We start from the raw sequence: 26,185 nt of genomic DNA on the forward strand, positions 1-26,185 counted from the left end.
TAGATGAGCCGGTTTTCCAGTCTTCTCGCGTTGGTGATGGTGGCCGTGCTCGCCGGCTGCGGCAGGCCGGAGTTTTCCGACGCCGAGAAGCAAACCGTCGCCTCATTGGCGCTGTCCAAGCTGCCGCCGCTGAAGCCCGACACGACCAATCGCTTTGCCGAGGTGCCGGCCGCCGCGGCACTCGGTTCGACGCTGTTCTTCGACACCGGGATGAGCGGCGGCGGCACCGTATCCTGCTCGACCTGCCACAAGATCGACCGCCAGTTCCAGGACGACCTGCCGCAAGCGGTCGGCGTCGGCCGCACCAACCGGCGTACCATGCCGCTGGCCGGCGTCGCGCATGATCCCTGGTTCTTCTGGGACGGGCGGCGCGACAGCCTGTGGGCGCAAGCACTGACGCCGCTCGAAAATCCGCTGGAGCAGGCCGGCAACCGCGCCGCCTTCGCGCATTACATCAAGGCCCGTTTCGGCGAGCGCTACGAGCGCATCTTCGGGCCGCTGCCGGACCTTTCGGGTGTGCCGGCCAATGCCAACCCGCTCGGCACCGATGCCGAGAGGGCGGCCTGGAACGCCATGCCGGAGGCGCAAGCCGAGGAGGTCAATCGCGTCTTTGCCAATATCGGCAAGGCGATCGCCGCCTTCGAGCGCTCGATCGCGCCGCCGCAGACACGCTTCGACCGTTTTGCTACCGATCTTGCGGTGGGCGCCGAGCCGCAAGGCGACGCCGTCTTTTCGCCGGAGGAAATCCTCGGCCTGAAGCTGTTCATCGGCAAGGCCAATTGCGTGACCTGCCACAACGGCCCGCGTTTTACCGACGGCAGTTTTCACAACACCGGCGTGCCGCCTGTCGCGGGCCTGCCGCCGGATCGCGGCCGCGTCGACGCGGTGGCGCAGGTCGAGGCCGATCCGTTCAACTGTTTCGGCACCTTTCGCGACGGTGATGCCAGCGCCTGCCGCGAGTTGCGCTTCATGGTCAAGGCCGGGCCGGAACTCATTCGTGGGTATAAGACGCCGTCGCTGCGCGGTGCCGCCACCCGGCCGCCCTACATGCATGCCGGGCAGTTTTCCTCGCTGGACGAAGTGGTGGCGCATTATTCCAAGGCGCCGGCCAGTGTCGAAGGTGTATCCGAGATCCACCCGCTGCAGCTTTCGGACCGCGAACGCGCGGCTCTGGTGGCGTTTTTGAAGACGCTGGCGGAGTGAGGCCGGGTTTGTGTGCGACAAGAGCGGACCACCGTCTTGGGCCGCCAAATAACGTTGACACGATGCAGGGTCGCTGCTCATGATAACCAAGGCGCAAAGTGCGATACCTCAGGCTGTGGGAGGATAAAATGCAGCCACTTGAAATCGACGCCAAGCCTCAACCTGTTTCAATTGACCCCGCCAAGACCGCAGTTCTCGTCGTGGACATGCAGAATGACTTCGGCTCGAAAGGCGGGATGTTCGACAGAGCCGGAATCGACATTTCCGGGATTCAGCGGGCTGTCCGCCCCACCGCCCATCGCGTCGGATGCACCCAGGAGCAATCATGACGCCTCGATTACGCTCGTGCAGATACTCTTTGGATGGACATCGACGTCCGACCATTCCTGAGGGCGATCGAGGAGCAATTTCAGGAGCGTCTTGAACGAGCCGGATGAGCTGACGAGATATCAGTGAGCGCCTACCGATCCTTCACCGTCTCCATCGCCACGAAGGTCGAGGTCTGGGCGACGTGCGGCAAGGCCGAGATGCGTTCGCCGAGCACGCGCCGGTAGGCGGCGATGTCGGTGGTGCGGACCTTCAGCAGATAGTCGAAGCTCGATGCCATCATGTGGCACTGCTCGATCTCCGGCACCGTCTGCACGGCGCGGTTGAAGGCGTCGAGCGCGGCCGAGCGGGTGTCGGACAGTTTCACCTGGACGAAGGCGACATGGCCTTCGCCCATGCGCTCGCGGTCGACGATCGCCTGGTAGCCCCTGATAAAGCCGTCCTTCTCCAGCCGCTTCACCCGCGCCTGCACCGGCGTCTTCGACAGGCCGACTTTTGCCGCCAGTTCCGACATGGAAAGCCGGCCGTTGCTGCCCAGGGCCGACAGGATGTTTCTGTCGATGCGGTCCAATTGGTCTTCTGCCATCGGATTCCTGGTCGAATTGGAGGTGATTGGCCATAATGATAGATCAATCGACCTGTCCTGTCGATTTCTTTGGACCGGACGAAATCCCTACTTATGTTAGCTTGCGCCATTCGGTCCGGTGACCGCCGGCCCGCTTCCTTATGCTCGCTCTACAGGACCGCCATGCCAGCGCTCGACACCATCCGCCAGCAAATCCGTGCCAATTATTTGCCCGACGAAGACCAGGCGGTGAAGCGGCTGGCCGAGGCGGCCGGGCTGTCCGTGCACGATCGCAAGGCGATTTCGGCCCGTGCCGCCGATCTGGTGCGGGCGGTGCGCGGCTCGTCCGATCCGCGGCTGATGGAAGTGTTCCTGTCCGCCTACGGCCTCTCGACCAAGGAGGGCGTGGCGCTGATGTGCCTGGCCGAAGCGCTGCTGCGGGTGCCCGACACCGAGACGATGGACGACCTCATCGCCGACAAGATTGCGCCGCACGACTGGTCGGCGCATTCGGGCGGTTCGAGCTCGATCTTCATCAATGCATCGACCTGGGCGCTGATGCTGACCGGCCGCGTGCTCGACGAAGGCGAGGGCGGCATCGAAGGCACGCTACGCGCCATGGTGCGCCGGCTGGGCGAGCCGGTCATCCGCAAGGCAGTCGCCGCCGCGATGCGCGAGATGGGCGAGCAGTTCGTGCTCGGCCGCACCATCGCCGAGGCCGTCAGGCGCGGCCGGCCGATGACGCAGAAGGGCTATCTCTATTCCTTCGACATGCTGGGCGAAGCGGCCCGCACCGAGGCCGACGCGCTGCGCTATCTCAAGGCCTATGCCGACGCCATCTCTTCGCTCGATGCCGGCGCCAACGGCCCCGACATCCGCCAGAACCACGGTATTTCGGTCAAGCTGTCGGCGCTGCATCCGCGCTATGAAGTGACCCAGAAAGAAAAGATGCTGCCGGTGATGGCCGAGCGGCTGTTGTCGCTGGCGCTGGCGGCGCGCCATTCGCGCATGGGGCTCAACATCGACGCCGAGGAAGCCGACCGCCTCGATTTGTCGCTCGACGTCATCGAGCGGGTGTTGGCCGAGCCGGAGCTTGCCGGCTGGAACGGCTTTGGCGTCGTCGTCCAGGCCTATGGACCGCGCGCCGCCTTCGTCATCGACTGGCTCTACGCTCTGGCCAGGAAATACGACCGCAGCATCATGGTGCGGCTGGTCAAGGGCGCCTATTGGGACACCGAGATCAAGCGGGCGCAGACGCTCGGGCTCGACGGCTATCCGGTCTTTACCCGCAAGGCCAACACCGACGTCTCCTACTTGGCCTGCGCGAAGAAGCTGTTGTCGATGACCGACCGTATCTATCCGCAATTCGCCACTCACAATGCCCACACCGTCGCCGCCATCCTGTCGATGACGACGGAGCGCGATACATTCGAGTTCCAGCGCCTGCACGGCATGGGCGAAGCGCTGCATGAGACGGTGCGGCGGGCCGAAGGCACGCGCTGCCGCATCTATGCGCCGGTCGGCGCGCATTCCGACCTGCTCGCCTACCTGGTCCGCCGGCTGCTGGAGAACGGCGCCAATTCCTCCTTTGTCCACCAGATCACTGACGAGGAGGTCGAGCCCGAGGACATTGCCCGCGACCCGCTCGAAACGGTGGAGAAACAAGGCCCCGCCGCCAATCCGGCGATCGTGCCGCCGTCGGCGATCTTTGGCCCCGGCCGGCGCAACTCCAAGGGTTTCGATATCACCGACACGCTGACGCTGGCGGCGATCGACAAGGCCAGGGCCGAGTTCGCCGGGCCGGAGCGCTGGCACGCCAAGCCGGTCAGCCGCGCCGCCGGCTACGGCAAGCAGCGTCCGGTGGTCAATCCGGCAAAACCTTCGGAAGTGGTCGGCACGGTCAGCGAGGCCGGCGCCAAGCAGGTCGAGACCGCCGTGCGCATCGCCGTCGAGGCACAACCGGTATGGGCAAGACGCCCGGTCGCCGAGCGCGCCGCCATCCTCAACCGCGCGGCCGATCTCTATGAGGCGAACGCCGTCGAGTTCTTTGCGCTCGCCGCCCGCGAGGCCGGCAAGTCGCTGGCCGACGGCGTTGCCGAGGTGCGCGAGGCGGTCGATTTCCTGCGCTACTATGCGGCCCAGGCCGCCAATGCCGAGGCGGGCACCGAGGCGCGTGGCGCCATCGCCTGCATCTCGCCGTGGAATTTTCCGCTCGCCATCTTCACCGGGCAGATCGCGGCGGCACTGGTCACCGGCAATTCCGTGATCGCCAAGCCGGCCGAGCAGACGCCGCTGATCGCTTTCCGCGCTGTCCAACTGCTGCGCGAGGCCGGCGTGCCGGAAGACGTCATCCAGCTTCTGCCCGGCGACGGTCCCTCGGTCGGCGGCCCGCTGACCGCCGATCCGCGCATTGCCGGTGTCTGCTTTACCGGCTCGACCGAGGTCGCCAAGCTGATCGAAAAGCAGCTGGCCGAGACCGCCGCGCCCGACGCCATGCTGATTGCCGAGACCGGCGGCCTCAACGCCATGATCGTCGATTCCACGGCGCTGCCCGAACAGGCGGTGCGCGACATCCTCGCCTCCGCCTTCCAGAGCGCCGGCCAGCGCTGCTCGGCACTGCGCATTCTCTACGTGCAGAAGGACGTCGAGAAGAAGATGCTGGAGATGCTGAAAGGCGCTATGGAAGCGCTCAGCCTCGGCGACCCCTGGCGGATCTCGACCGATGTCGGCCCGGTCATCGACGACGAGGCACAAGCGTCGATCCGCGACTATTGCACGAAAATGGGCCTGCAGGGCCGGCTGATCGCCAAGCTCGAAGCGCCGAAGGACGGCCGCTTCGTCGCGCCGCACGTCTTTCGGGTCAAGAGCATCGAGGAGTTGGAACGCGAGGTGTTCGGCCCGGTGCTGCACGTCGCCACCTTCGATGCCGACGAGATCGATGCGGTGATCGCCGCGATCAACCGCAAGGGCTACGGCCTGACCTTCGGCCTGCACACCCGCATCGAAGGCCGCGCGCAGCATTTCGTCGACGGCATCCATGCTGGCAACATCTACGTCAACCGCAACCAGATCGGCGCCGTCGTCGGGGCGCAGCCCTTCGGCGGCGAGGGGCTTTCCGGCACCGGACCGAAGGCGGGCGGGCCACATTATCTCCGGCGCTTCCGCAAGGGGCCGGAGGCCGGCACCCATCTTGCCGAAGGCCGCAAGGTGACGGCGACCGAGCTCGCCGACAATCTGCCGGACCCGGCCTTTGGCGGCTGGTCGACGCGGCCGGATCGCGTCGCCATCCTGAGGAAACATCTGCGCGGCAAGGGTGCCGCGGCCATCGGTGCCGCCGCCGGCATCGATTTCGGCCAGGTCGACCTGCCCGGGCCGACCGGCGAGGCCAACACGCTGTCGCTGTCGCCGCGCGGGCGCGTGCTGTGCCTCGGTCCCGACGCGGATACCCTGCTTGCGCAGACGATCCAGGCGCTGGCTGCCGGCAATGCCGTGCTCGCCGTCGCACCTGGCGCGCCTGCGGCACTGTCGGCGCTGACCGGCAAGGGCCTGCCGCTGGCGGCGATCGACGGCCGTCCGGACCCGGTCGAAGCGCGCTCGCTGCGGGTCGATGTCGTCGCCTTTTCCGGTATGCCCGAGGCCGCGCGCATCGTGCGCAAGGTCATCGCCGACCGCGCCGGCCCGATCGTACCGCTGGTCAGCGAAGTGTATTATCCGGCCGCCTATGCGCACGAGCGCGCCGTCTGCGTCGACACCACGGCGGCGGGCGGCAATGCCAGCCTGCTGGCCGCGGCATAGGGTTTCGCCAGGGCTCGCTCATCGCGGGCAGGGCGGCGCCGACTCTGCGTGGGGAGGGTCGCTACCTGATACCGAGCGGCACCTCGAACTGCCAGGCCGAGCGACCGGCTCCGTCTGGAATCGGGGGAAACGGAGAAGCCCGGCGGACCGCGTCGAGAGCGGCCTTGTCCAGCGCGGCAACGCCTGAACTGCCCGTCAGCCTGGCCGACCGGACGCTGCCGTTCGAACCGACGGTAAAGGCAACCGTGGCTGTGCCCGTGGCGCGCGTGCGTGTCGAATTGAAGGCCCGCACCAGCTTTGATCGGATCTTGCCGGGGTAGTTTGTGACGGCTGCATTGCCGATGCCGGACTTGCCGCCCCTGCTGGCAGTCAGGATCTTGCCGTCCTTCTTGCCGTCGGCCGTGCCGCGCGCGACATCCATTTCGTCACGGCCGCCGGAGCCGGTCTTTTTCTTCTTGGAATCGGCTTTGGCAAGTGCCTTGCCCGCCTTCTTGCGCAGGGCCGGCTTTTCAGGCTCGTTTGGTTCGGCTTTCCTGGCCGGCTTGTTCTTTGCGGTTGCCTTCTTCGGCTGCTTGGGCTTCGGCCTTTCCGGCTTCGGTTCTTCCGCCGCGACGACGGTCTCGACCGTCTGAACCGTTTCGGCCGGCGCCGGGTCGGCTGGTGCCGGAGCACTCGTCTCGGCAGGATCGGCCCTTTCGACCGTGCTGACTGGCGGCGGCACGGCATTGTCGTCAGTGGGCACCAGCCTGTCGGTCGCGAGAATGTCGGGCGATGGATCCGGGCGCGCCGGCTCGACAGGCTGGGCAGGCGCGGGCTCGGGGCGATCGGCAAGAGGAGCAGTTTCCGTGACGGCCTCGCTAACCGGCTCGACCACATCTTTTTCCGATGCTTCCGCCACATCGGTGACCGGCTGGAGCGCCTCCTCTGCCGCGGTTGCCTGCGCCTCGACCGTTTCGACGGGCTTGGCGTCGAGCATGGTCACCATCGTTACGTTGGTCACTTCCGGGTCGTCTCCGACATCGCCGGCCGCCTGCTGCGGATCGGCGCCGAGCAGCATTTCGCCTTGCTGGTCGGCACCTTCGATGCTTGGCCTGTCGTCCGGCAGGGTGAGAAAGGCCAGCGCCACCGCTGCGTGAAATGCGCAAGAGCAGGCGATCGCCACCGTCCAGTTGTGGCGCCGCTGCATCTGTCGTGCCTGCCGCAATGGCTCCGCCGGCACCGCAGTCAATTCGCCGTCGGCATCGGCGATGCAACTGTCTTCCGGTCTGTCGCGCGGCGAAACATGCAGCACCCCGCGAGGGATGGCGAAATCGGGATCGTCCGGTTCCGGCGGCAGGAAACCGGCCAATGGCCACGCCAGGGTGTTTCGCGCGAATGCCGGTTCCAGTCCCAAATTCAGACCCCGAAGGCGATGCCGGTCCTGGTCTGCGTCTTCAGCCCGCGCATGCAGGCATTCGGCTCGGCGCCGGCGCATTCCGTGGCGCTGTTGATCAACACGCGGCTGACCTTGCCGCAATCGGTGCCGGCAAGGTCGAAACGCGTCACCTTGGTCTTGCCTGCAGGCAGCTCCTTGAAATCGAGCACGGTCAGCCGGTCGACGACGCCGGCCTCGTTGAACAACGCGATCTCGAACGCCGCCTTGGAAAGACCGGCGCCGAGATTGTTGGTGACCACGAAGGTTAGGCGGCAGCCCTTGTCGGATGGCTGCGCGCCGTTCAGCTCGAGGATCAGCGCCGGCGCTTGCTGCTGTGTCCATGCCGGAGCCGCCGCAAGCGACATAGCCACCGCCGCGGCCAACAGACGAAGGGATGCTGTCACGCCTTGCCTCATCGTCAGCCTCCAAACCGCATGGTCGCCGCCAGCTTCAGGGTGACGCCGGGCTCGTAGACGATACTCGTGGTCGACGCGTTCAGTGGGTTGGCGTATTTGACGTCGAACAGATTGTCGGCGCGGAAATCGACCTTGAAATTGTCGGTCGCCTGGTAGCTGGCGAAGGCATTGACCAGCGTATAGTCCTTGGCCACCGCGTTGCCCTGCGGCTTGCCGTTGTATTGCACCTCGCCGCCGACAGTCAGCCTGTCCTCGAGGAAGCGAAAGCCGAGTTGCCCGGTGACCTGGGAGGAGGGGACGGTGACAAGGTCCGCCCGCTCGCCTTCATAGGAAATCGTGTGGCCATCGGTGAACGACGCCGAAAGCCCGGCAAAGCCCCAGGCTGCGTCATAGACGCCCTCCATCTCGAAGCCGTGGATCTTGGCCTTGGCGAAATTCTGATACTGGAAGCAGATCGGGATGCCCGGACCGAACGGGCAGCCGCTGGTCGGGTCGAACGCCGATAGCGTCACGCCGTCGATGTAATCGTCGACATTGTTGTTGAAATAGGCCGCCTTCAGCCGCAGCGCGTCGTCGGCCTCGATGACGCCGTTGGTGCTGTAGTTGACGCCAAACTCCACGGTCTTGCCGGTTTCGGGCTTGAGATTGGGATTGGGGAGGAACGGGAAGCTGACGCCTGCCGGATGATTGCCGCTGATCAGGGTCTCCGATAGCGAAGGGGAACGGTAGCCTTCTGCGTAAGTGCCGTAGAATTGCAGGCCGGAAAGGCTGGCGCTTTCGAAGGGCGAAATGCCCACTGTGATGCGTGGCGACAGCCGGTCGCCAGAGGTTTCGCCGACATCGCTGTCGAGCTTGTAGCTGTCGTAACGCAGCCCGGCGATGACCTCGAGCCAGTCCCAGGTGAGCTTGTCCTGGACGTATGCGCCGGAGACGTTTCTATCGCCCAAGGGCGTGTAGAAACTGTCGCCGCCCGCCGTGCCGCCTGTCTCGACATCGTCGCCAACCCAGTCGCCGCCATAGGTCAGCTCATGCGCGATCCCAACGGTCTCGAATCTCGACGTGTTCCAGATGTCGATGCCGGAGGTGCCGATGTCGAACATCGATTTCGAACCCGCCGGCAAAACCACGGGCAGACCGGTGACCGGATCAAACCGGTTTTGCGCCACAAGGGTCGTCAGATCGAGCTTGGTCTTGTTGTAAGAGGCGTTGATGTGGAGATCGAGCCAGCTCTTGTCTTCGTCGGTGATGTTGTAGCGGGCCGTGAAGGTATTCGCCTTCAGGTCGGCGTCGTTCACCGGCGCGCTGCCGCTGGTCTCGGTCCATCCGTCGTTCGAGCCGATCCAACCGAGCTTCAGCTCGCTGTTTTCGCTGGGGCGGATGGTCGTCTTGAGGAGGCCGCTCAAGACGTCGAAGCCAGTGCCCGCTACAGTGTCGCCGCCGCCATGCTTGTAGTCGTCATAGTCGCGGTAGACGATGTTGCCGAGCACGTCCCAGTTCTCGTTTATCCGGTAGGCGCCGGTGGCGCTGGTGGTCCAGCCTTCACCGTTGGTTTCGTAACGCCCGGTCGCGGATGCCGCCCAGGTCTCGTCGGGCTTGAGGAAATCCTGAGCATCCTTGGTATCGAAAAAGACGACGCCGCCGATCGCCCCGGAGCCGTAGGTATTGGCGACCGGACCGCGGATCACGTCGACGGATTTGATCAATTCGGGATCGATGTAGAAGGTCGATTGCGTGCCGTGATCCGAGCGCTGGAAATTCTGGCGGGCACCGTCGACGATGACGGAGACGCGGCCGAAGTCCTGCAGGCCGCGGATGTTGATGCTGGAGCTGACACGCCTTGCGTCGGCCTGGACGGCGACACCCGGCACACCGAACAGCATGTCGTTGGGCGTCGTCGCCATGCGGCGCTCTAGCTGCTCCTCGTCGACATGGCTGGCTGAAGCAAGCGACTCGATCGCCGTCTCGCCGGTGCGGCTGAGGATCAGGATCTTGTCGAGCAGCGTGGCACCCGCCGGGGCGGGCTTTGCCTGTTCTGGCGGTTGAGACGGGTCAGTCTGCTGCTGGTCGGCTGCCGGTTGGGCAGCCGGCTGGGCGCCGGCCGGTGCGGCGAGCAGCGGGATCGCCGCCGCGCCGGCCAGCAACGCGGCCATTTTGCTTGTCATAGAACAGTGTGCCAGGCCGCTGCCCACCGGCCGTCCCCAATTCGCCAACCCCATGCTGCAACTCCAAGAATCCATGTTCGATGCTGGCTGGCTTGGGGCTCGCTGGCATTTTTCATCGCGTCCGGCGTCTTAAATGTTGACTCATTTACTCCGCTAGATAACATGACCATTCGAGTCAAGAATTGAATCGGCATTTCACGCAGGCGCCGAGCCAGATGCCCGGCACAGAACAGGGAGCGAACCCATGAACACGCACAATCCCAGCGACTTTCGCTATCGCGTCCGCCGTTCCGACGAAAATTCCGTCCGTTTCGAACGGGTCCAATCGGCCGTGAGAACGCTGTCCAGCAACACGCTGTTCCAGGGCGAGCACGAGATCGGCATCGAACATCACGGTGCGCTGTATCGGCTGAAGATCACCCGGCAGGGCAAGCTCATCCTCAACAAGTAGGTGGTGGAAATGGACCAGCGCGTAAAACCCGCCCCGCACGAGATCCGACGGGCACGGGTAGACAATCCGAAAATGCGCGAGCGCGACCTCGCCGCCCAACTCGGTATTTCGGAGGCCGAACTGGTCGCCGCGCATTGCGGCGACGGGGTCGTGCGGGTCGAGCCGCGTGTCAACGACCTTTTGACTGGTCTCGAAGCTGTCGGTGAGGTGATGGCGCTGACCCGCAACGAAAGCGCGGTGCACGAGAAGATCGGCGTCTACGACAAGGTCGTCACCGGCAATCACAATGCCATGGTGCTCGGCGAAAACATCGACCTGCGCATCTTCCCGAAAGTCTGGGCGCACGGCTTTGCGGTGGAAAAGCGCGACGGCGCCGACATCCGTCGCAGCCTGCAGTTCTTCGACGCCGCAGGCGAGGCGATGCACAAGGTGCATCTCAGACCCGCATCCAACCTCTATGCCTATCAGAAGCTGGTGGCCGGGCTGGAATCACCGAACCAGGAACCGACGGTGGCGATTTCAGCGGGCGCGGCTGACGACGAGATCGAGACTGCGGACAATTCGGCCAGCGTCGAGCATCTGCGCGACCGCTGGAGCCAACTAACCGACGTGCATCAGTTCTTCGGCATGCTGAAGACACTGAAGCTCAGCCGCCGGCAGGCGGTGCGCTTGGTCGGCCAGGATTATGCCTGGCTGGTCGATAACGATGCGGTGAGCGCCATGTTCAACCACGCCGCCGCTGGCGCCATGCCGATCATGTGCTTTGTCGGCAATCGCGGCTGCATCCAGATCCATTCCGGCCCCGTCGCCTCGATCAAGCCGATGGGACCATGGCTCAATGTGCTCGACGAGACCTTCCATCTGCACCTGCGGACCGACCACATCGATGAGGTCTGGGCCGTGCGTAAGCCGACCAAGGACGGCCATGTCACGTCGCTCGAAGTCTATGGCACCGACGGCAAGATGATCATCCAGTTCTTCGGTAAGCGGCATGAGGGCGAAAGCGAGCGCGAAGACTGGCGCTTTCTGGCCGAAAACATGCCGCGTATCCCAAGCCCGACCGCAGCCTGAGGAAAACGACGATGGTTCTTTTCTCCAGGCTGCCATCGGTCTCCAGGTCGGCGCTTGGTCCTGCGGCCGCTGTTTTCCTGGCGTTCGCCGCGCTGATGCCCGCTCAGGCCGCCGAAGGCATCGCGACTTTTGCCGACCGCTCGAGGATCGTGGCCATCGGCGGCTCGATCACCGAGATCGTCTACGCGCTCGGCGAACAGCATCGCCTTGTCGCGCGCGATTCGACCAGCCGCTATCCGCAAGCGGCGGCGGAACTGCCCGATGTCGGCTACATGCGCCAGCTGTCGCCGGAGGGTGTGCTGTCGGTCAATCCGTCGGGCATATTGGCCCTGCACGGCAGCGGACCGAAGGAAGCCGTCGACGTCTTGAAGAAATCAAGAATCCCGTTCATCGAGGTGCCCGAGCGCTATGATAATCAAGGCATTCTCGAAAAGATCCACATCGTTGGCAAGGCGCTCGGCGTCGACGCCAAGGCCGATGCGCTGGCAGCCGAGATTGACGCCAAGCTGAAGGCAGCCGAAAAGCAGACCGCCTCGATCAAGGAGCGCAAGCGCATCCTGTTCGTGCTGTCGATGCAGGGCGGCAAGCTGCTTGCCGCCGGCAGCGACACCGCAGCCGACGGCATCATCAAGCTTGCGGGCGGCATCAACGCCATCGACGGCTTTGCCGGCTACAAGCAATTGTCGGACGAGGCAGTCATCACCGCCAGGCCGGACGTGATCCTGATGATGAACAATGCCGGACCGGCCACCGCGGATGACGAATTGTTTTCGAACCCTGTCGTGGCTTCGACGCCGGCGGCCCGCAAGCTGATCCGCATGGACGGCGGCTATCTGCTCGGCTTCGGCCCGCGCACGGCCGACGCTATCCACGATCTCGCCGTCTCGCTCTATGGCGGCCAGGTCACGGATTGAGCGCGATGGCCGATCAGTCGATCGCTGATGCGGCGGGCATCATGGCGACGGCAGCCGAGGGTGACCGTTCGCGGCGCGCCCGCCTCGTCATCGTGCTGCTCTGCGTCGGGCTGGCTATCGCCGTGCTGTTGTCGCTGACCTCCGGCGCATCCGATGCCTCGGCCATCGGTGTCATGCACGACTGGCTGTTCGGCGCGTTGCCCGGCGACGCGGCATTGAGCGCCCGCGACCATGTGATCATCCATGACATCCGTCTGCCGCGCGTCATTCTGGGCGTACTGGTCGGCGCATCGCTTGCCGTCTCCGGTGCCGTCATGCAGGGTTTGTTCCGCAATCCGCTGGCCGACCCCGGCCTGATCGGCGTTTCGGCCGGATCGAGCCTCGGTGCGGTCGCCGTCATCGTGCTTGGCTCGACGATGCTGGCGCCGCTGACCTCGGCGCTCGGCACGCTGGCTCTGCCGCTGGCTGCGTTCTGCGGCGGGCTGGCGACGACATTGCTGCTCTATCAGGTCGCGACACGGCAAGGCCGGACCTCGGTCGCCACCATGCTGCTCGCCGGCATCGCGCTGGCGGCGCTTGCCATGGCGCTGACCGGCATCCTGATCTTCATGGCCGACGACCGGCAATTGCGCGACCTGACCTTTTGGCAGCTCGGCTCGCTGGGCGGCGCAACCTGGCAAAAAATCGGCTCCGTCGGGCCGATCATCGTGCTGGCGCTGGCGGCAATGCCGTTCCTGGCGCGCGGCCTCAACGCGCTGGCGCTTGGCGAGGCGACGGCCGGCCATCTCGGCATTCCGGTGCAGCGGCTGAAATACACCGCGATCGTCGGCGTCTCGGCAGCGGTCGGCGCGTCGGTCGCCGTCAGCGGCGGCATCGGTTTTGTCGGCATCGTCGTGCCGCATTTGCTGCGCCTGCTGATCGGCCCCGACAACCGTTACCTGCTGCCGGCATCGGCGCTGCTCGGCGCCGCGCTGCTGCTGTTGGCTGACGCCGTTGCCCGCACCATCGTTGCCCCGGCCGAATTGCCGATTGGGATCGTCACCGCGGTCGCCGGTGCCCCGTTCTTCCTGTGGATCCTGCTGCGCAAGCGCGGCGTCATCGACCTGTGAAAGTTTGCCTATGATCGAAGCGCGCGATGTCTCGGTGGCGATCGGCGGCAAGCGCATTGTCGCCAATGTCGATTTCGAGGCGCGGCCGGGCGAAATCGCGGCCATTGTCGGCCCCAACGGTTCGGGCAAGACGACCTTCCTCAGAGCACTGTCCGGCGATCTTGGCTATTCGGGAGAGGTCACCATCAACGGCCGCAATCTATCGGCGATGAAGCCGGTCGAGGCGGCGACGGTGCGCGCGGTGCTGCCGCAGGCGACGACGCTGTCCTTCCCGTTCACTGTGCGTGAGATCGTCAGGCTGGGCCTGGTCGGCGGGCGCTCCGGCGCGCTGCCCGGCGAGGACCAGCGCCTGCCCGAACGCGCGCTGGCGCGCGTCGACCTCGACGGTTTTGCCGGCCGCTTCTACCAGGAATTGTCCGGCGGCGAGCAGCAGCGCGTGCAGCTTGCCCGCGTACTCTGCCAGGTCTGGGCGCCGGTGCTCGACGGCAAGCCGCGCTATTTGTTCCTCGATGAGCCGGTGTCCAGCCTCGACATCAAACACCAGCTGATCATCATGGACATCGCGCGTGATTTCGCCAGACGGGGCGGCGGCGTGGTCGCCATCCTGCACGACCTCAATTTGACGGCGATGTATGCCGACCGGATTTTCGTCATGCATCGCGGCAGGCTCGCCGCTACAGGTTCGCCGCAACAGGTACTCAGCGATGAGCTGATCGAAAAGGTCTTCGATTGCCGGCTGAAGGTCGGCGTGTTGCCGGCAGGAAACATGCCGTTCGTTTTGCCGCAATCGGCAGCTTAGGCAATCAGAAAAATCAGGCGGCCGGCGCCCGTTGCACCAGCATGTCGATGCCGAGCAGGTGTCGCACATTCGGGCGCGCCGCCACCAGATCGGCGATCGTGTAGCGCGACAGCACGGCGAAGAAGGCGTTGAGCGCTTCGCGCAATGCCGAATTCAAGGCGCAGCTGTCGACCAGCGGGCATTCGGCGGCGTCGTTCTCGAAGCACTCGGCCATGGCAAAGCTTTCCTCCGTCACCCGCACGACATCGAACAGGCTGATCGTTTCGGCCGCGCGACCGAGCCTGACGCCGCCATTCCTGCCGCGCACCGTTTCGATCAAGCCGTTTTCGACCAGTGGCTGCAGGATCTTGAACAGGAAAAGTTCCGATACCGAATAGGCGGCGGCGATCTCGGGGATGCGGCTCAGCCGTTCGGTATTGGCGGCGCAATACATCAGAATGCGCATGGCGTAGTTGGTCTGACGGGTAAGCCGCATTGTGTCCTCACATAGCAGTGGTTGGGGTCAATATGGCCTATAGTTTGGAACAATTCCAGACTGGCGCTGCATAATAGATGAATTCAGGCGTCAAGTTTGCATGCGCGATTGCGCGCACCGGGATCAGCGGCGCGCTTTCTGTGGGAAGCGACATTAGATAAGTTCGCATGATCGATCAGGAGCGGCCCACCATGTCACGACCAGCCCCGGTTCTTGCATCCGTCGCGTTCGCCCGGTTCGACACCGACGCCGATGCCAAGCTTTCGGCGCTCAGGCGCACCAAGTTCGCTGCCACCGCAGCACTTGCGTTTTGCGTGCTGATCTTTGCGGCGGCGAAATCGTTCGAGAGCCGGCATGCGTGGTTGGGCTTTGTTGCCGCTTTCGCCGAGGCGGCGACGATCGGCGGGCTGGCCGACTGGTATGCGGTGGTAGCGCTGTTTCGGCGGCCACTCGGCCTGCCGATCCCGCATACGGCTATCATCCCGGAGAACCAGAACCGAATCGCCGACAATCTCGGCCGCTTCATCGAGGTCAATTTCCTGGCGCCGGAGCCGGTGCGCGAAAAGCTCGCCGAAGTCGATTTTTCCGCGCTGGTCGCGGACTGGCTGGCCGACCCGAACCGCGCCGCCGACCTGTCGCGTTTTGTCGGCCGGCTGGTGCCGCAGACGCTGGCGGCGGTCGAGCAATCCGGACTGCGCGGCTTCGTCACCAGCCGTATGCTGGAGCAGATCGAAAAGGTGCCGCTGGCGCCGCTCGCCGCCGAGTTGCTGTCGGCGCTGACTGACGATCGCCGCCACCAGAAACTATTCGACGAGTTCACCAAGGTGGTCGGCCGCTTCTTGAGCGACGAGCAGGCGCTGGCGACGATGCGCGAGAAGATCCGCGAGGAACTGCCGTCGCTGTTCAACCTGTTTCGCGCCGACGCCTATCTGTTGAAGAAGATCGTTGCGTCGGCCGGCTCGCTGCTCGATGAAGTGCGCGCCGATCCGCACCATCCAATGCGCGCCGAATTCGACCTTTTCGTCGCGACTTTCGTCGAGCGGCTGAGGACATCCAAACAATATGCCAGGCGCGCCGAAAAGCTGAAGCGAGATTTCCTCGCCCGGCCGGAACTCAGCGCTCTGGCCGGCGACATGTGGGAGAGCCTGCGGCTGTTCATCGAGCAGGACGCCAAGGCGCCGAATTCGATGATCCGCGACCATCTCGCCACCATGTTCGTCGAGGTCGGCCGCCATCTTGCCGACGACGCGCAGATCAGGGCCGACATGAACCAGGGGTTCATCGTGGCGCTGGCATCCTTCGTCGAAAGCCAGAAGAGCGGCGTGTCCAAATTCATCGCCGACCAGGTCAAGCGCTGGGACCTCGCGCAACTGACAAGGCTGATCGAGATGAACATCGGCAAGGACCTGCAATATATCCGCTTCAACGGCATGATCATCGGTGGCCTTGCCGGGCTCGTGCTCTACACCGCCGAACGGCTGTTTCTCGTCGGCTGACCTCGTCCGAATGGACCGCTGAGCTTCGCTGCACTATCTTCCGTGCAGTGGCGGCGTTCACGGCAACAGGGGGAGAGTACCAGCATGGCAAAACGACCGGATTCCGAGTCCTTTATCGACATGTTCGGCAAGTTCGGCCGCGACCTGAAGCTGCCGAATGTCGATGTCGAGGCGATCCTCGCCCACCACGCCAAGAACCTGGAAGCGCTGGAGAAGTCGGCCAGGGCGAGTGCCGCCGGAGCGTCGGCGCTGTTGTCCAGGCAACGCGAGATGCTACAGGACACGCTGCGCGAAATCACCGACATGGCACAAAACTACAGGGCGCCCGGCAATCCCCAGGAAATGATGCAGAAGCAGGCGGCGTTCGCCAGGAGATCCTTCGAGACCGCGCTGAAGAATGCCGGCGAGATGGCCGAACTGGCGAGGGCGTCCGGCACCGAATCCATCGAAATCCTGCGCAGCCGCATCAAGGAGGCGATGGAGGAGATCCGCGCCGGCCACGACAAGAAATAGGCTGTTCCCCAGCAGCACGCTTGCCGGCGGCGAAGACTGGCGGTTCGCGGCCGAAGATTATGGGCTGGAATCGCACTGGCGAATTGACAGGGGCGGCCCGTCGTGGTCCGGAACAGGCAAGCGATCGGGAAAGCAGGAATGACGCAGATACGGCCCACGACGCCGCCGACCTTCGAGCAACTCAGGGCGATGGCCGGGCAGGAATTAGGCGTCTCGGACTGGACGCTGGTCGATCAGCACCGCATCGACCAGTTTGCCGAATGCACGGGCGATCATCAATGGATCCATGTCGATCCCGAGCGGGCGAAGCGGCAAAGCCCGTTTCGCACCACGATCGCGCATGGCTATCTGACCCTGTCGATCATCGGCGCGCTGGCGCTTGAGATGGGCATCGTACCCGAAAACACGCAGGCCGCTTTCAACTACGGTTTCGACAAAGTGCGTTTCGTGGCGCCAGTCAGGGTCGGCTCGCGAATCAGGCTGCGCACCACGCTGTTGTCGATGGAAGACAAAGGCCCGGGGCAATATCTGATGAAGGCTTCCAATACGGTCGAGATCGAAGGCGAGCAGAGGCCGGCGCTGACCGCCGAGACGCTCGTCATGCTTTACGCACGCCGCAAGCGGGCCGGCACCTGAGAGACCGTTTGGAAACTCTACTCTGGCGGCCATCTGATCGCGTTTTCTGCGCTTCCGGCCTTCGCCGGCCGAAGCACCGATCAGCGGTCGTGGCAGTTAAGGCTACGGCCGGCGTAGGCCGGTGCTCACGGACCTAAATGTCCGCTGCGCTCCGGTTCTCGAAACCACCACCATATGACTCGCCAGAGCGAATTTCGAAACAGTCTCCGAGGACACGGGCTCAGACAGGCGTGCGGCGGTGCAAATCAGCGCGACATCGCCTGTTCAAGCGCCCTGAAAATCCGGTCGTCTCCGGACTGGGCGACGTTGAAGCGCATGAAACGGCTGGCCGACCGAGACAGGCTGAACGCATTGCCGGGCGCAAGCACGACGTTGGCCGACAAAGCGTGACGGGCGACATCCGCGGCATCTATCCCCTCCGGCAGCCTGCACCACAAAAACATGCCGGCCGGCTGATCTATCCATGGCACGATGCCGATGGCCTTCAGGCGGGCGCTGGTTTCTTCCACGGCGCGCGAGAGCCGCGCGCGCAGCAGATCGACGTGCTTGCGATAGAGGCCGTCCTTCAGCAGCGTCAGCACCAGTTCGGATGCAAGCCGCCCGCTGCCAAAGGACGTGGCGATCTTGAGATCGGTCAATCCTTCCATCCAGTCGCGAGGAGCGGCGATGAAGCCGCAGCGCACCGATGCCGAAAGCGTCTTGGAGAAGCTTCCGATATGGATGACCCGGCTGAGACCGTCGAAGGCCGCCAGCCGGGGCGCGGGCGTATGTTCGAAATCGGCGAAGATATCGTCCTCGATAATCGTCAGCCCCGACTGGTCGGCGAGCTTCAGCAGCCGATGGGCGGCGACGGGCGACAATATCGCGCCGGTCGGATTGTGGAGCGCGGAATTGGTGATGTAGAGGCGCGGCCGGTGCTCGTTCAGCGCTTGCGCGAACAGCTCGATGTCCGGCCCCGAGCGTGTGTAGGGAACGCTGATCACCTTGGCCCGATGGGCGCGCAACAGGGCATGGAAGTTGAAATAGCAGGGATCGTCGACCAACACGGTGTCACCCGGTTCGAGCAGAAACCTACACAGCAGGTCGATCGCCTGGGTGCCCGATTCGGTCAGCATGATCTGGCCCGGGGAGGCTTCGATACCGTGCTCGGCCATGCGCCGCGCCAGCAGATGGCGCAGCGCCGGCAAGCCGAGCGGCGTGCCGTAATCGGTCAGCGCGGCATCGTCGGCGCGGGCCATGGTCCGCAGTGCGCGGCGCAATCCGGCCTCGGGCATCCATGCGGCCGGCAACCAGCCGCAACCGGGTTTGAGCACATTGTCGCCAGCTTCCAGCGATTGGCGCGAGACCCACAGCGGGTCGACAGCACGGTCAAGCCTGGGGCCGATCTCGGCCAGTGACAGCGGAGCCAGCGATCCGGCGGCATAGAAACCCGAGCCCGGCCGCGAGCGGATCATGCCTTCCGCCGCAAGACGCTCATAGGCTTCGACCACGGTGGATTTGGAAACCTGCATGGCCTTGGCGAAAGCCCGGATCGAAGGCAGCCGCATTCCCGGTGTCAGGCTGCGCGCGGCGATCCTGTGCCTGATCGTCGCCATGACGGTTTCGACAAGCGTCCGGCTGCCCTCATCTGTTGTCGTCTGCTCGTCCATCCGTACTGCTCAGCCTACCATGACGGTTTTGTCGAACTGTACCTCATTGTCTCTGGCGGAGCCATACGCCCGGCCCGATAGAGGGCGAAACGAGCGGGGCATCGATGGACAAGGTGGCAAGTGGCTGGGCGGCGAGTGGTTGGGCGGCGAGTAGCTGGGCGGCGAGCGGCTGGGTCAACGGGTTCATAGGCGTGCTGATCTTCAGCGGTTCGCTTCCGGCGACGCGCGTGGCGGTGATGGATTTCGATCCGGTGTTCGTGACGGTCGCCCGTGCGGCTTCGGCGGGCATTCTCGGCCTCGCGCTGCTGCTCGTTTTTCGCCAGAAGCGACCGGAGCGGCAAGATCTGTTCTCGGTGGCGATCGTCGCGCTTGGCGTCGTGGTCGGCTTTCCCCTGCTGACAGCGCTGGCGCTCAAGCACATCAATTCGGCTCACTCGATCATTTTCGTCGGCCTGTTGCCGTTGGCGACCGCGATCTTCGGCGTGGTTCGAGGCGGTGATCGCCCGAAACCGGCGTTCTGGCTGTTCTCGTGTCTCGGCAGCGCCCTTGTTGCCGGTTTTGCAGTGACGCATGGCCTCTCGGTCTCGCCGCTCGGCGACATCTTGATGCTGGCCGCCATCATCGTGTGCGGATTGGGCTATGCCGAAGGAGCGACGCTGTCGCGCAAGCTCGGCGGCTGGCAGGTGATCTCGTGGGCGCTGGTGCTGTCGCTGCCGGTCATGCTGGCGCTGACGTTCATCACCATGCCGCCGTCGCTCGAAAGTGCCGGCAGGGGCGCGTGGATAGGTTTGGCGTATGTGTCGCTGTTCAGCATGCTGATCGGTTTCGTGTTCTGGTATCGCGGCCTGGCGCAAGGCGGCATCGCCGCGGTCGGGCAGCTGCAACTGCTGCAGCCTTTCTTCGGCCTTGGGCTGGCGGCAGCGCTGCTGCATGAGCAGGTCAGTCCCGCCATGATCGCCGTCACCGCCGCCGTCGTGCTTTGCGTCGTCGGCGCCAAGAGATATGCGAGATAGGTGCGCCGGCGCAGTCTTGAACTCGATACAATCGCGTCCAGTTGATACCAAGAGCTGCCGACCTGGCGGAACGGCGTCTCCGAGGCGCCGAATCGGCCAGCGTGGCGCAAGGCGCGAAGTGGGCCTTGCGCGGCGTGGAGAAAAAGGGGCAATTTTGGTGCCTGGGATCCAGAAGATACGCTTGTCCTCGGGCGGCGAGGTGGCCGTCCGGACGGCTGGTGATGCTTCCGAACCCGCGCTCGTGCTGCTGCACGGCTTTCCTAGCTCGTCGCGGACGTTTCGCGACGTGATCGCGCCGCTCTCCGGCAGCGTCTATGTCGTGGCGCCGGACCTGCCGGGCTTCGGCGCATCCGATCTGCCGCCCGAGCCGTCGTTCGACATGCTGGCCAGCGCGATTGAAGAGCTGCTCTCGCGTCTCAACGTTGGCCGCAGGTTTCTCTATTTGCATGATTTCGGAGCCCCGGTAGCGCTTCATCTCGCCATGCGCGCCCCGGAACTCGTCGAAGGCCTTGTCGTCCAGAATGCCAATGCCCACCGCTCCGGCTTTGGTTCGCAATGGGCAGACACATTGGACTTCTGGGCTGAGCCGAATGCGGCGAATGAGCAGGCCGCCACCGCCCATCTCACCCTCGAGGGAACCCGCGACCAGTACGTCGCCGGCCTGCCAGCCGAGATCGCGGCGCAGATCGATCCAGGTGGTTGGATTGAAGACTGGCGGGTCATGTGCCTGCCGGGACGACTTGATCTGCAGAAGGCGCTCATTGCCGACTACGGCCGATATGTCGACCGGTTCGCGGCGGTGGCTGATTATCTGGCGAAGCGTCAACCCCGAGCGATGCTTCTTTGGGGTCGCCACGATGCCTTCTTCGACATTGCAGAGGTTCAATCGTGGCTTATGGATCTTCCCCGGATGGAGGCCCACGTCTTCGACGCAGGCCATTTCCTTCTGGAGACGCATGCGCTCAGGGCTGCTGAACTGATGCTGGAGTTCGTCGCTGGCGGCTCAGCTAAGCGCGCTGGCCGCGGCGACCAGAAATAATCGCAATGATCAAAGCCGCCACCACCAGGGCCGTCGCGACCTGGAAAGTGACCTGCATGCCGCGTGCGGCTGCCGCAGATGCCAATACCTGCCGACCGGTGCCTTCGCCTCCGCCAGCCGATGCGAAGGCAAACACCGCGCCCATCACCGACGCACCGGTGATCAGGCCGAGATTGCGCGACAGATTGAGCAGGCCGGAGACGACGCCGCGCTGGTCGGACGCGACGCCGGTCATCACGGCTGAATTGTTGGCGGTCTGAAACAGGCTGTAGCCGGTGCAGACGATGATGATTGGCACGACATAGCCGGCAATACCGAATTCCGCCTGCGACAGAATGAAGATACCAATGGCGAGATCGAGCAGGCCGACGATCATCATCCGGTGCGCCCCGAAACGATCGACCAGGCGTCCGGCCGGCAGCGCCGCCAAGGCCGTAACCAGAGGGCCGGCCGACAGAACCAGCCCGACCATGGCTGCGTCCAGCCCAAGCGCGCGCGACAGATAGAATGGCGCGACCACCAGCGTCGCCATCATCACGGTGGCGACGACCAGGCTCATGGCGAGGCTTGCGTTCAAGGCGCTATCGCGGAACCTCGCAGGCTGGATCAAAGGGTTCTCGGCGCTTGTCTGCGCAATGACGAACAGCAGGCCACCCACGGCAGCGGCAATCAGCAAGCCGACATTGAGAGAACCAAAACTGCCGCGCCCAAGGGTCATGGCGAGCGCATAGGCGGCTAGCGTCAGCGCGAGCAAAGCCGTGCCGATGCCGTCGAAACCGCGGCGATCCGGTTCCGCTGACTTTTTTCCAGCCGGCAGGACGCGACGGGCGAGCGCGAAGGCCAGCGCCCCCAACGGCAGATTGATGAGGAAGATCGCTCGCCAGCCGAGACCGGCGATCAGCAGTCCGCCAAGCGAGGGGCCAAGCGTGGTGCCGATCGCGGACATGGCGCCGAGCAGGCCCATGGCGCTGCCGGTTTTTTCCCGGGGAACCGTGTCGGCGATAAAGGTCAGCGTCAGAGCCATCATGACGGCCGCGCCGAGCCCCTGTGCCGCCCTTGCGGCAATCAGCAGCCAGAGCGTCGGCGCGAGCCCGCAAAGCACCGATGCGAAGGTGAACAGGCCAATGCCGCCGAGCAATAGCGGGCGGCGGCCGAATATATCGGCGAGTCGCCCGGCGCTGACGATCAAGGTGGTGATGGCGAGCAGATAGGCAAGAACGACCCATTGCACGAGCTGGAACGATGCGCCGAATGCCTGCATCAGCGATGGCAGCCCGACGCTGGCGATGCTGGTGGCGAGCGACGACAGCAGCGTTGAAAGCGACAGGCTGGCCAACGCCCATCGGGCCGAGCGGACGCTCACCGGGGCCGTTTCATTCCCGATCTTTTCAGCCCCGGCCTTTTCAGCCCAGCTCTTTTCAGACCAAGTCTTTTCAGCGGTCGATGCCACGGTGAACTCCTCTGCCGGCAAGCCCCCAAAATCGGAGCTGTCGGAAGCTATTCCTCTGCTTGATGTGGCGGAAGGCGCAGTATTTGCATCTTATTCGTGCATGAAACGCCACGTCACCGCTGAGCTGTGTTATGGTCCTTCCATGTCGTCACCCGATCTCAATCTGCTTGTCGCCCTCGATGTGCTGCTGAGCGAGGGCAGCGTCGCCCGTGCTGCCGCGCGGCTGCACCTCAGTCCGTCGGCGATGAGCCGGGCGCTGGCGCGGCTGCGCCAAGCGACAGGCGATCCATTGCTGGTCCGGGCCGGCCGTGGCCTGGTTGCGACACCGCGCGCGCAGGAATTGCAGCAGCAGGCAGGCCGCGTCGTGCAGGAAGCTGAAGCGCTCCTGCGCCCGGCCACCTTGCTCGACCTCTCATGCCTCGACAGCGTTTTTACGCTGCGCGCCAATGAAAGCTTCGTCGAGGAGTTCGCGCCGCGTCTCGTCGCCCGTATCGAAGCGGATGCGTCTGGCGTGCAGCTGCGTTTTGCGCCGAAATCCGACAAGAACGACATGTCGCTGCGCGACGCAGGGATTGATCTCGAAATCGGGGTTGCCGGTGAAACGAGCCCTGAAATGCGTATTCAGGCGCTGTTTCGCGACCGCTTCATCGGTGCGGTGCGAATGGGCCATGAGCTGAGCGAGGGTCCGGTGACGCCGGCCCGCTATGCGGCCGGCCGCCACATCAGCGTTTCGCGGCGTGGTCGCGAAAAAGGCCCGATCGACGAGGCCTTGAAACTGCTGGGTCTCCAGCGGACGATTGTGTGCATGGTTTCCAGCTTCTCGGCCACGCTCGCCATGGCGCGCGCCTCCGATTTGATCGCCAGCGTCCCCGAGCGGCACACGCTAGGCGCGCGCACGGGCATGTTCAGCTTTCCGTTGCCGGTCGACGTTGCCGAGGTCACGATCTCGATGCTCTGGCATCCGCGGCTCGACGCCGATCCGGCGCAACGCTGGTTACGCGCCTGCGTGCGGGAAGTCTGCGCCTTTCTCCGCTAATCCAGAGTCGGGTCGCTGATCTAGAATCGGGTCACCACGCCGATGCCGATGCCTTCGAAGCCGCCCATAGCCATCAATGCGGCCGGCGCTTCCTCGAGGCTGATCTTCTTGCCGACCAGCAGTTCGGGCTTAAGCTTGCCGGTGCGGATCATCTCCATCATCGCCTGATAGCGGAAAGCCTGCATGCCGTGGCTGCCGCGGATCTCGAGCTCGAAGGCGATCACCTTGTCCATCGGTATCTGCGGCCTGGCATGCTCGCCGAGCATCAGGCCGACCTGCACATGGCGGCCGCGCCGGCGCAGGTTCGCGATCGAGTTGAACGACGTCGTCGGATGGCCGAGCGCGTCCATCGACATATGCGCGCCGCCATTGGTGATCTGCTTGACTGCCTTGACCACGTTCGGCGTCTTTGCCGCGTTGATCGTCGCCACCGCGCCGATCGTTTTGGCGAAGTCCAGCTTCTCGTCGGTCAGGTCGATGGCAACGACATTGGCGCCCATGGCGCTGGCGATCATGATCGCCGACAGGCCGACGCCGCCGCAGCCATGCACGGCCACCCATTCGCCGGGCGTCACCCGGCCCTGGTCGACGATGGCGCGGAACGAGGTGACGAAGCGGCAGCCGAGGCTGGCGGCGGTGGCGAATTCCATCTCGTCGGGCAAGCGCACGAGATTGGTGTCGGCGTGGTCGATGGCGACATATTCGGCGAACGAGCCCCAAGCGGTGAAGCCGGGCTGGAACTGGTGCTCGCAGACCTGGTGGTTGCCCGAGGTGCATTCGGAGCAGCGGCCGCAGCCGACGGCGAACGGCACGGTGACGCGCTCGCCGGTCTTCCAGCGGGTCACCTGGCTGCCTGTGGAGACCACGACGCCTGCCAGCTCGTGGCCCGGCACATGCGGCAGGCGGATGCCGTCGTCGTGGCCCATCCAGCCATGCCAATCGCTGCGGCAAAGGCCAGTCGCCTCGACCTTGATGACGACGCCTTCCGGCGAAGGCGTCGGATCCGGCACGGTCTGGATCGTCGGCGCCTCGCCGAATTTTTCGAAGACGACGGCTTTCATCGGCAGTTCCTCATCACTTCATGCAATTTGCGGTCTACTCGGCATCGATCTGGTTCTCCGGCGCCGCCTTCTGGAACGCCGGCAGCGCCATGCAGGCGGCGTTGATGCGCGCGATCGTCGGGTAGCGTCATATCGACGCCGAAACGGGCATTGCTGGTGACCTGTGCGACCAGGCAGATATCGGCTAGCCCCGGCGTGTCGCCATGGCAAAAGGTCTTTGTCTCGGGCGAGGAAGCCAGAATCTTTTCAAGCGGCTGGAAACCTTCGTTCACCCAATGCCGGAACCAGTTGGCGACGTCCTGGTCGCCGGCGCCGAACAGCGTGCGCAACGAGGTCAGCACGCGCAGATTGTTCACCGGATGGATGTCGCAGGCGATCATCTGCGCCAGCATCCTGACGCGGGCGCGGCCAGGCGCATCCTTGGGCAGCAATGGCGGCTCGGGCGTGGTCTCGTCGAGATATTCGATGATCGCCAGTGATTGCGTCAGCAGCGTGCCGTCGCCCAGGATCAGAGCCGGCACCAGACCTTGCGGATTGACCGCGAGATAGGCGGGTTCGAGATGCTCGCCGTGGCGCAGATGATGCGGCACGTATTCGTAGGCGAGGCCCTTCATCTCCAGCGCGATCCGCACCCGGTAAGACGTCGAGGAGCGGTAGTAATTGTGAAGGACGATGTCGCTCATCGGATCACGGGCCCGGTTGGCCGATGGTCAGCTCGATTTCGCCGATGCCGTCGACGCCGCCGGTGATCTTTTCGCCCGGCCCGACCGCGCCGACGCCGGCCGGCGTGCCGGTGAAGATCAGGTCGCCGGGCTTAAGTTCTACCGCCTCGCTGCAAATCGAGACGATGTCGGGAACCGGCCAGATCAGTTCGGCGAGGTCGCCGTCCTGCCTGATCTTGCCGTTGACGGCGAGCCAGATACGGCCCTTTTCGGGATGGCCGGATGTTTGTGCCGGAACCAGCGGGCCGCAGGGCGCCGAACGGTCGAAGGCTTTCGACCAGTCCCACGGTCGTGCCGCCTTCTTCGCCTCGTCCTGAAGGTCGCGGCGGGTCAGGTCGACACCGACGCCGTAGCCCCAGACATGGTTCAGCGCCCGCTCGCGCCGGATGCGGAAGCCGGCTCCGCCGATCGCGACGACTAGCTCGATTTCGTGATGCAGGTTTTGGGTCAGCGGCGGGTAGGGGATGATCGTGCCCGAACCGACCGCCGCATCGACCACTGCGTCGCCTGGCTTGGTGAAGAAGAAGGGCGGGTCGCGCTCATCATTGCCGAGCTCGCGGGCATGGGCGGCGTAGTTGCGGCCGACGCAGAAGATGCGACGCACCGCAAAACGCTGCGGCGAGCCGGCGACGGCCACCGACGGGGTTGCGGGCAGGGGGAGGGCGAAGTCTGTCATGCACTGTCTCTGCTTCAGTGAATCTGTCGCCGGCACATTCGGCCGATTTGGATCACCGGGCAAGGCATTGCATTTCAGAAGAGCTACGCCCCGCCGCGCGGCGCGGCCTGAATTTAGTCGCTCGTGTCCTCGTCCGTGCCCTGGCGGGCGGGCTCGGAGAGCCTTGCGTCCGAAACCAACCACTCAGCCACGA

General features: G+C 64.6%; 23 protein-coding genes and 1 pseudogene. 14 read left to right on the forward strand and 10 right to left on the reverse strand.

The window, feature by feature from the left end; genetic code table 11:
• Positions 1–3: 3 nt before the first annotated feature.
• Positions 4–1,203 (forward strand): cytochrome c peroxidase, encoded by a 1,200-nt coding sequence (locus tag X760_RS58700; protein WP_023719998.1) that lies wholly within the window; start codon positions 4–6, stop codon positions 1,201–1,203.
• Between the two features lie 128 nt (positions 1,204–1,331).
• Complete coding sequence (locus X760_RS58705) at positions 1,332–1,532, forward strand: hypothetical protein (RefSeq protein ID WP_031194293.1); 201 nt, start codon at positions 1,332–1,334, stop codon at positions 1,530–1,532.
• A 131-nt stretch (positions 1,533–1,663) separates the two neighbouring features.
• On the opposite strand, the gene X760_RS58710 is transcribed toward X760_RS58705, so the two are convergent.
• A complete protein-coding gene (locus X760_RS58710) occupies positions 1,664–2,116 on the reverse strand; it encodes an Lrp/AsnC ligand binding domain-containing protein (RefSeq protein WP_023720000.1) in 453 nt (150 codons plus the stop codon).
• Between the two features lie 162 nt (positions 2,117–2,278).
• Here X760_RS58710 and putA point away from each other — a divergent pair, with 162 nt between their 5' ends.
• Positions 2,279–5,890: a bifunctional proline dehydrogenase/L-glutamate gamma-semialdehyde dehydrogenase PutA gene (gene putA / locus X760_RS58715; protein ID WP_023720001.1), complete on the forward strand. Its 3,612-nt coding sequence runs from the start codon at positions 2,279–2,281 to the stop codon at positions 5,888–5,890.
• Between the two features lie 61 nt (positions 5,891–5,951).
• Here the strand turns inward: putA and X760_RS73760 are convergent, their stop codons facing one another.
• Genes X760_RS73760 through X760_RS58725 form a run of 3 tightly spaced genes read right to left on the reverse strand, consistent with a single transcriptional unit; the run spans position 5,952 to position 9,870 of the window.
• The gene (locus tag X760_RS73760; protein WP_023720002.1) at positions 5,952–7,238 is read right to left on the reverse strand and encodes an energy transducer TonB; all 1,287 of its coding nucleotides are present in this window, start codon (positions 7,236–7,238) and stop codon (positions 5,952–5,954) included.
• 47 nt (positions 7,239–7,285) lie between these two features.
• Positions 7,286–7,720: a hypothetical protein gene (locus X760_RS58720; RefSeq protein ID WP_031194295.1), complete on the reverse strand. Its 435-nt coding sequence runs from the start codon at positions 7,718–7,720 to the stop codon at positions 7,286–7,288.
• A gap of 2 nt (positions 7,721–7,722) precedes the next feature.
• Positions 7,723–9,870 (reverse strand): TonB-dependent hemoglobin/transferrin/lactoferrin family receptor, encoded by a 2,148-nt coding sequence (locus X760_RS58725; protein ID WP_031194296.1) that lies wholly within the window; start codon positions 9,868–9,870, stop codon positions 7,723–7,725.
• A 256-nt stretch (positions 9,871–10,126) separates the two neighbouring features.
• On the opposite strand from X760_RS58725, the gene hemP reads away from it, so the two are divergent.
• The 5 genes from hemP to X760_RS58750 are packed head-to-tail and all read left to right on the forward strand — an operon-like array spanning position 10,127 to position 14,226.
• The gene (gene hemP / locus X760_RS58730) at positions 10,127–10,333 is read left to right on the forward strand and encodes a hemin uptake protein HemP (RefSeq protein ID WP_023720005.1); all 207 of its coding nucleotides are present in this window, start codon (positions 10,127–10,129) and stop codon (positions 10,331–10,333) included.
• Positions 10,334–10,342: 9 nt separating this feature from the next.
• A complete protein-coding gene (locus X760_RS58735; RefSeq protein ID WP_023720006.1) occupies positions 10,343–11,404 on the forward strand; it encodes a hemin-degrading factor in 1,062 nt (353 codons plus the stop codon).
• An 11-nt stretch (positions 11,405–11,415) separates the two neighbouring features.
• Positions 11,416–12,318 carry a hemin ABC transporter substrate-binding protein gene (locus X760_RS58740; RefSeq protein ID WP_023720007.1) on the forward strand — a complete coding sequence of 301 codons (903 nt, stop codon included), beginning with the start codon at positions 11,416–11,418 and terminating at the stop codon, positions 12,316–12,318.
• A gap of 5 nt (positions 12,319–12,323) precedes the next feature.
• The gene (locus X760_RS58745; RefSeq protein ID WP_023720008.1) at positions 12,324–13,427 is read left to right on the forward strand and encodes an iron ABC transporter permease; all 1,104 of its coding nucleotides are present in this window, start codon (positions 12,324–12,326) and stop codon (positions 13,425–13,427) included.
• 10 nt (positions 13,428–13,437) lie between these two features.
• Positions 13,438–14,226, forward strand: coding sequence for a heme ABC transporter ATP-binding protein (locus tag X760_RS58750; protein ID WP_023720009.1), 789 nt, complete (start codon positions 13,438–13,440; stop codon positions 14,224–14,226).
• Between the two features lie 13 nt (positions 14,227–14,239).
• Here the strand turns inward: X760_RS58750 and rirA are convergent, their stop codons facing one another.
• Positions 14,240–14,701, reverse strand: coding sequence for an iron-responsive transcriptional regulator RirA (rirA, locus tag X760_RS58755; protein WP_023720010.1), 462 nt, complete (start codon positions 14,699–14,701; stop codon positions 14,240–14,242).
• A gap of 191 nt (positions 14,702–14,892) precedes the next feature.
• Between rirA and X760_RS58760 the strand changes: the two genes are divergently transcribed.
• The 3 genes from X760_RS58760 to X760_RS58770 all read left to right on the forward strand — a co-directional run bounded on the left by X760_RS58760 (position 14,893) and on the right by X760_RS58770 (position 17,346).
• A complete protein-coding gene (locus X760_RS58760; RefSeq protein WP_023720011.1) occupies positions 14,893–16,197 on the forward strand; it encodes a DUF445 domain-containing protein in 1,305 nt (434 codons plus the stop codon).
• Positions 16,198–16,281: 84 nt separating this feature from the next.
• On the forward strand, positions 16,282–16,710 hold the full coding sequence (locus tag X760_RS58765; RefSeq protein WP_023720012.1) for a phasin family protein: 429 nt from the start codon (positions 16,282–16,284) through the stop codon (positions 16,708–16,710).
• Positions 16,711–16,848: 138 nt separating this feature from the next.
• A complete protein-coding gene (locus tag X760_RS58770; RefSeq protein ID WP_023720013.1) occupies positions 16,849–17,346 on the forward strand; it encodes a MaoC family dehydratase in 498 nt (165 codons plus the stop codon).
• Between the two features lie 245 nt (positions 17,347–17,591).
• Here the strand turns inward: X760_RS58770 and X760_RS58775 are convergent, their stop codons facing one another.
• Complete coding sequence (locus X760_RS58775) at positions 17,592–18,995, reverse strand: PLP-dependent aminotransferase family protein (RefSeq protein ID WP_023720014.1); 1,404 nt, start codon at positions 18,993–18,995, stop codon at positions 17,592–17,594.
• A gap of 104 nt (positions 18,996–19,099) precedes the next feature.
• Here X760_RS58775 and X760_RS58780 point away from each other — a divergent pair, with 104 nt between their 5' ends.
• The gene (locus X760_RS58780) at positions 19,100–20,008 is read left to right on the forward strand and encodes a DMT family transporter (protein WP_023720015.1); all 909 of its coding nucleotides are present in this window, start codon (positions 19,100–19,102) and stop codon (positions 20,006–20,008) included.
• Between the two features lie 181 nt (positions 20,009–20,189).
• Complete coding sequence (locus X760_RS58785) at positions 20,190–21,047, forward strand: alpha/beta hydrolase (RefSeq protein ID WP_023720016.1); 858 nt, start codon at positions 20,190–20,192, stop codon at positions 21,045–21,047.
• Here the strand turns inward: X760_RS58785 and X760_RS0138290 are convergent.
• A complete protein-coding gene (locus X760_RS0138290) occupies positions 21,016–22,431 on the reverse strand; it encodes an MFS transporter (protein WP_031194301.1) in 1,416 nt (471 codons plus the stop codon). The two genes, X760_RS58785 and X760_RS0138290, sit on opposite strands and share 32 nt — an antisense overlap.
• A 208-nt stretch (positions 22,432–22,639) precedes the next feature.
• On the opposite strand from X760_RS0138290, the gene X760_RS58790 reads away from it, so the two are divergent.
• On the forward strand, positions 22,640–23,533 hold the full coding sequence (locus X760_RS58790; protein WP_023720017.1) for a LysR family transcriptional regulator: 894 nt from the start codon (positions 22,640–22,642) through the stop codon (positions 23,531–23,533).
• Positions 23,534–23,553: 20 nt separating this feature from the next.
• On the opposite strand, the gene X760_RS58795 is transcribed toward X760_RS58790, so the two are convergent.
• The 3 genes and pseudogenes from X760_RS58795 to X760_RS58805 form a co-directional block, all read right to left on the reverse strand.
• Positions 23,554–24,594, reverse strand: a complete 1,041-nt coding sequence (locus X760_RS58795; protein WP_023720018.1) for a zinc-dependent alcohol dehydrogenase family protein — start codon at positions 24,592–24,594, stop codon at positions 23,554–23,556.
• A gap of 34 nt (positions 24,595–24,628) precedes the next feature.
• Positions 24,629–25,277, reverse strand: a pseudogene (gene maiA, locus X760_RS58800) (maleylacetoacetate isomerase).
• A 4-nt stretch (positions 25,278–25,281) separates the two neighbouring features.
• Positions 25,282–25,992, reverse strand: coding sequence for a fumarylacetoacetate hydrolase family protein (locus X760_RS58805; protein WP_023720019.1), 711 nt, complete (start codon positions 25,990–25,992; stop codon positions 25,282–25,284).
• Positions 25,993–26,185 lie beyond the last annotated feature (193 nt).

Source organism: Mesorhizobium sp. LSHC420B00, from assembly GCF_000503055.1.
GTDB lineage: Bacteria > Pseudomonadota > Alphaproteobacteria > Rhizobiales > Rhizobiaceae > Mesorhizobium.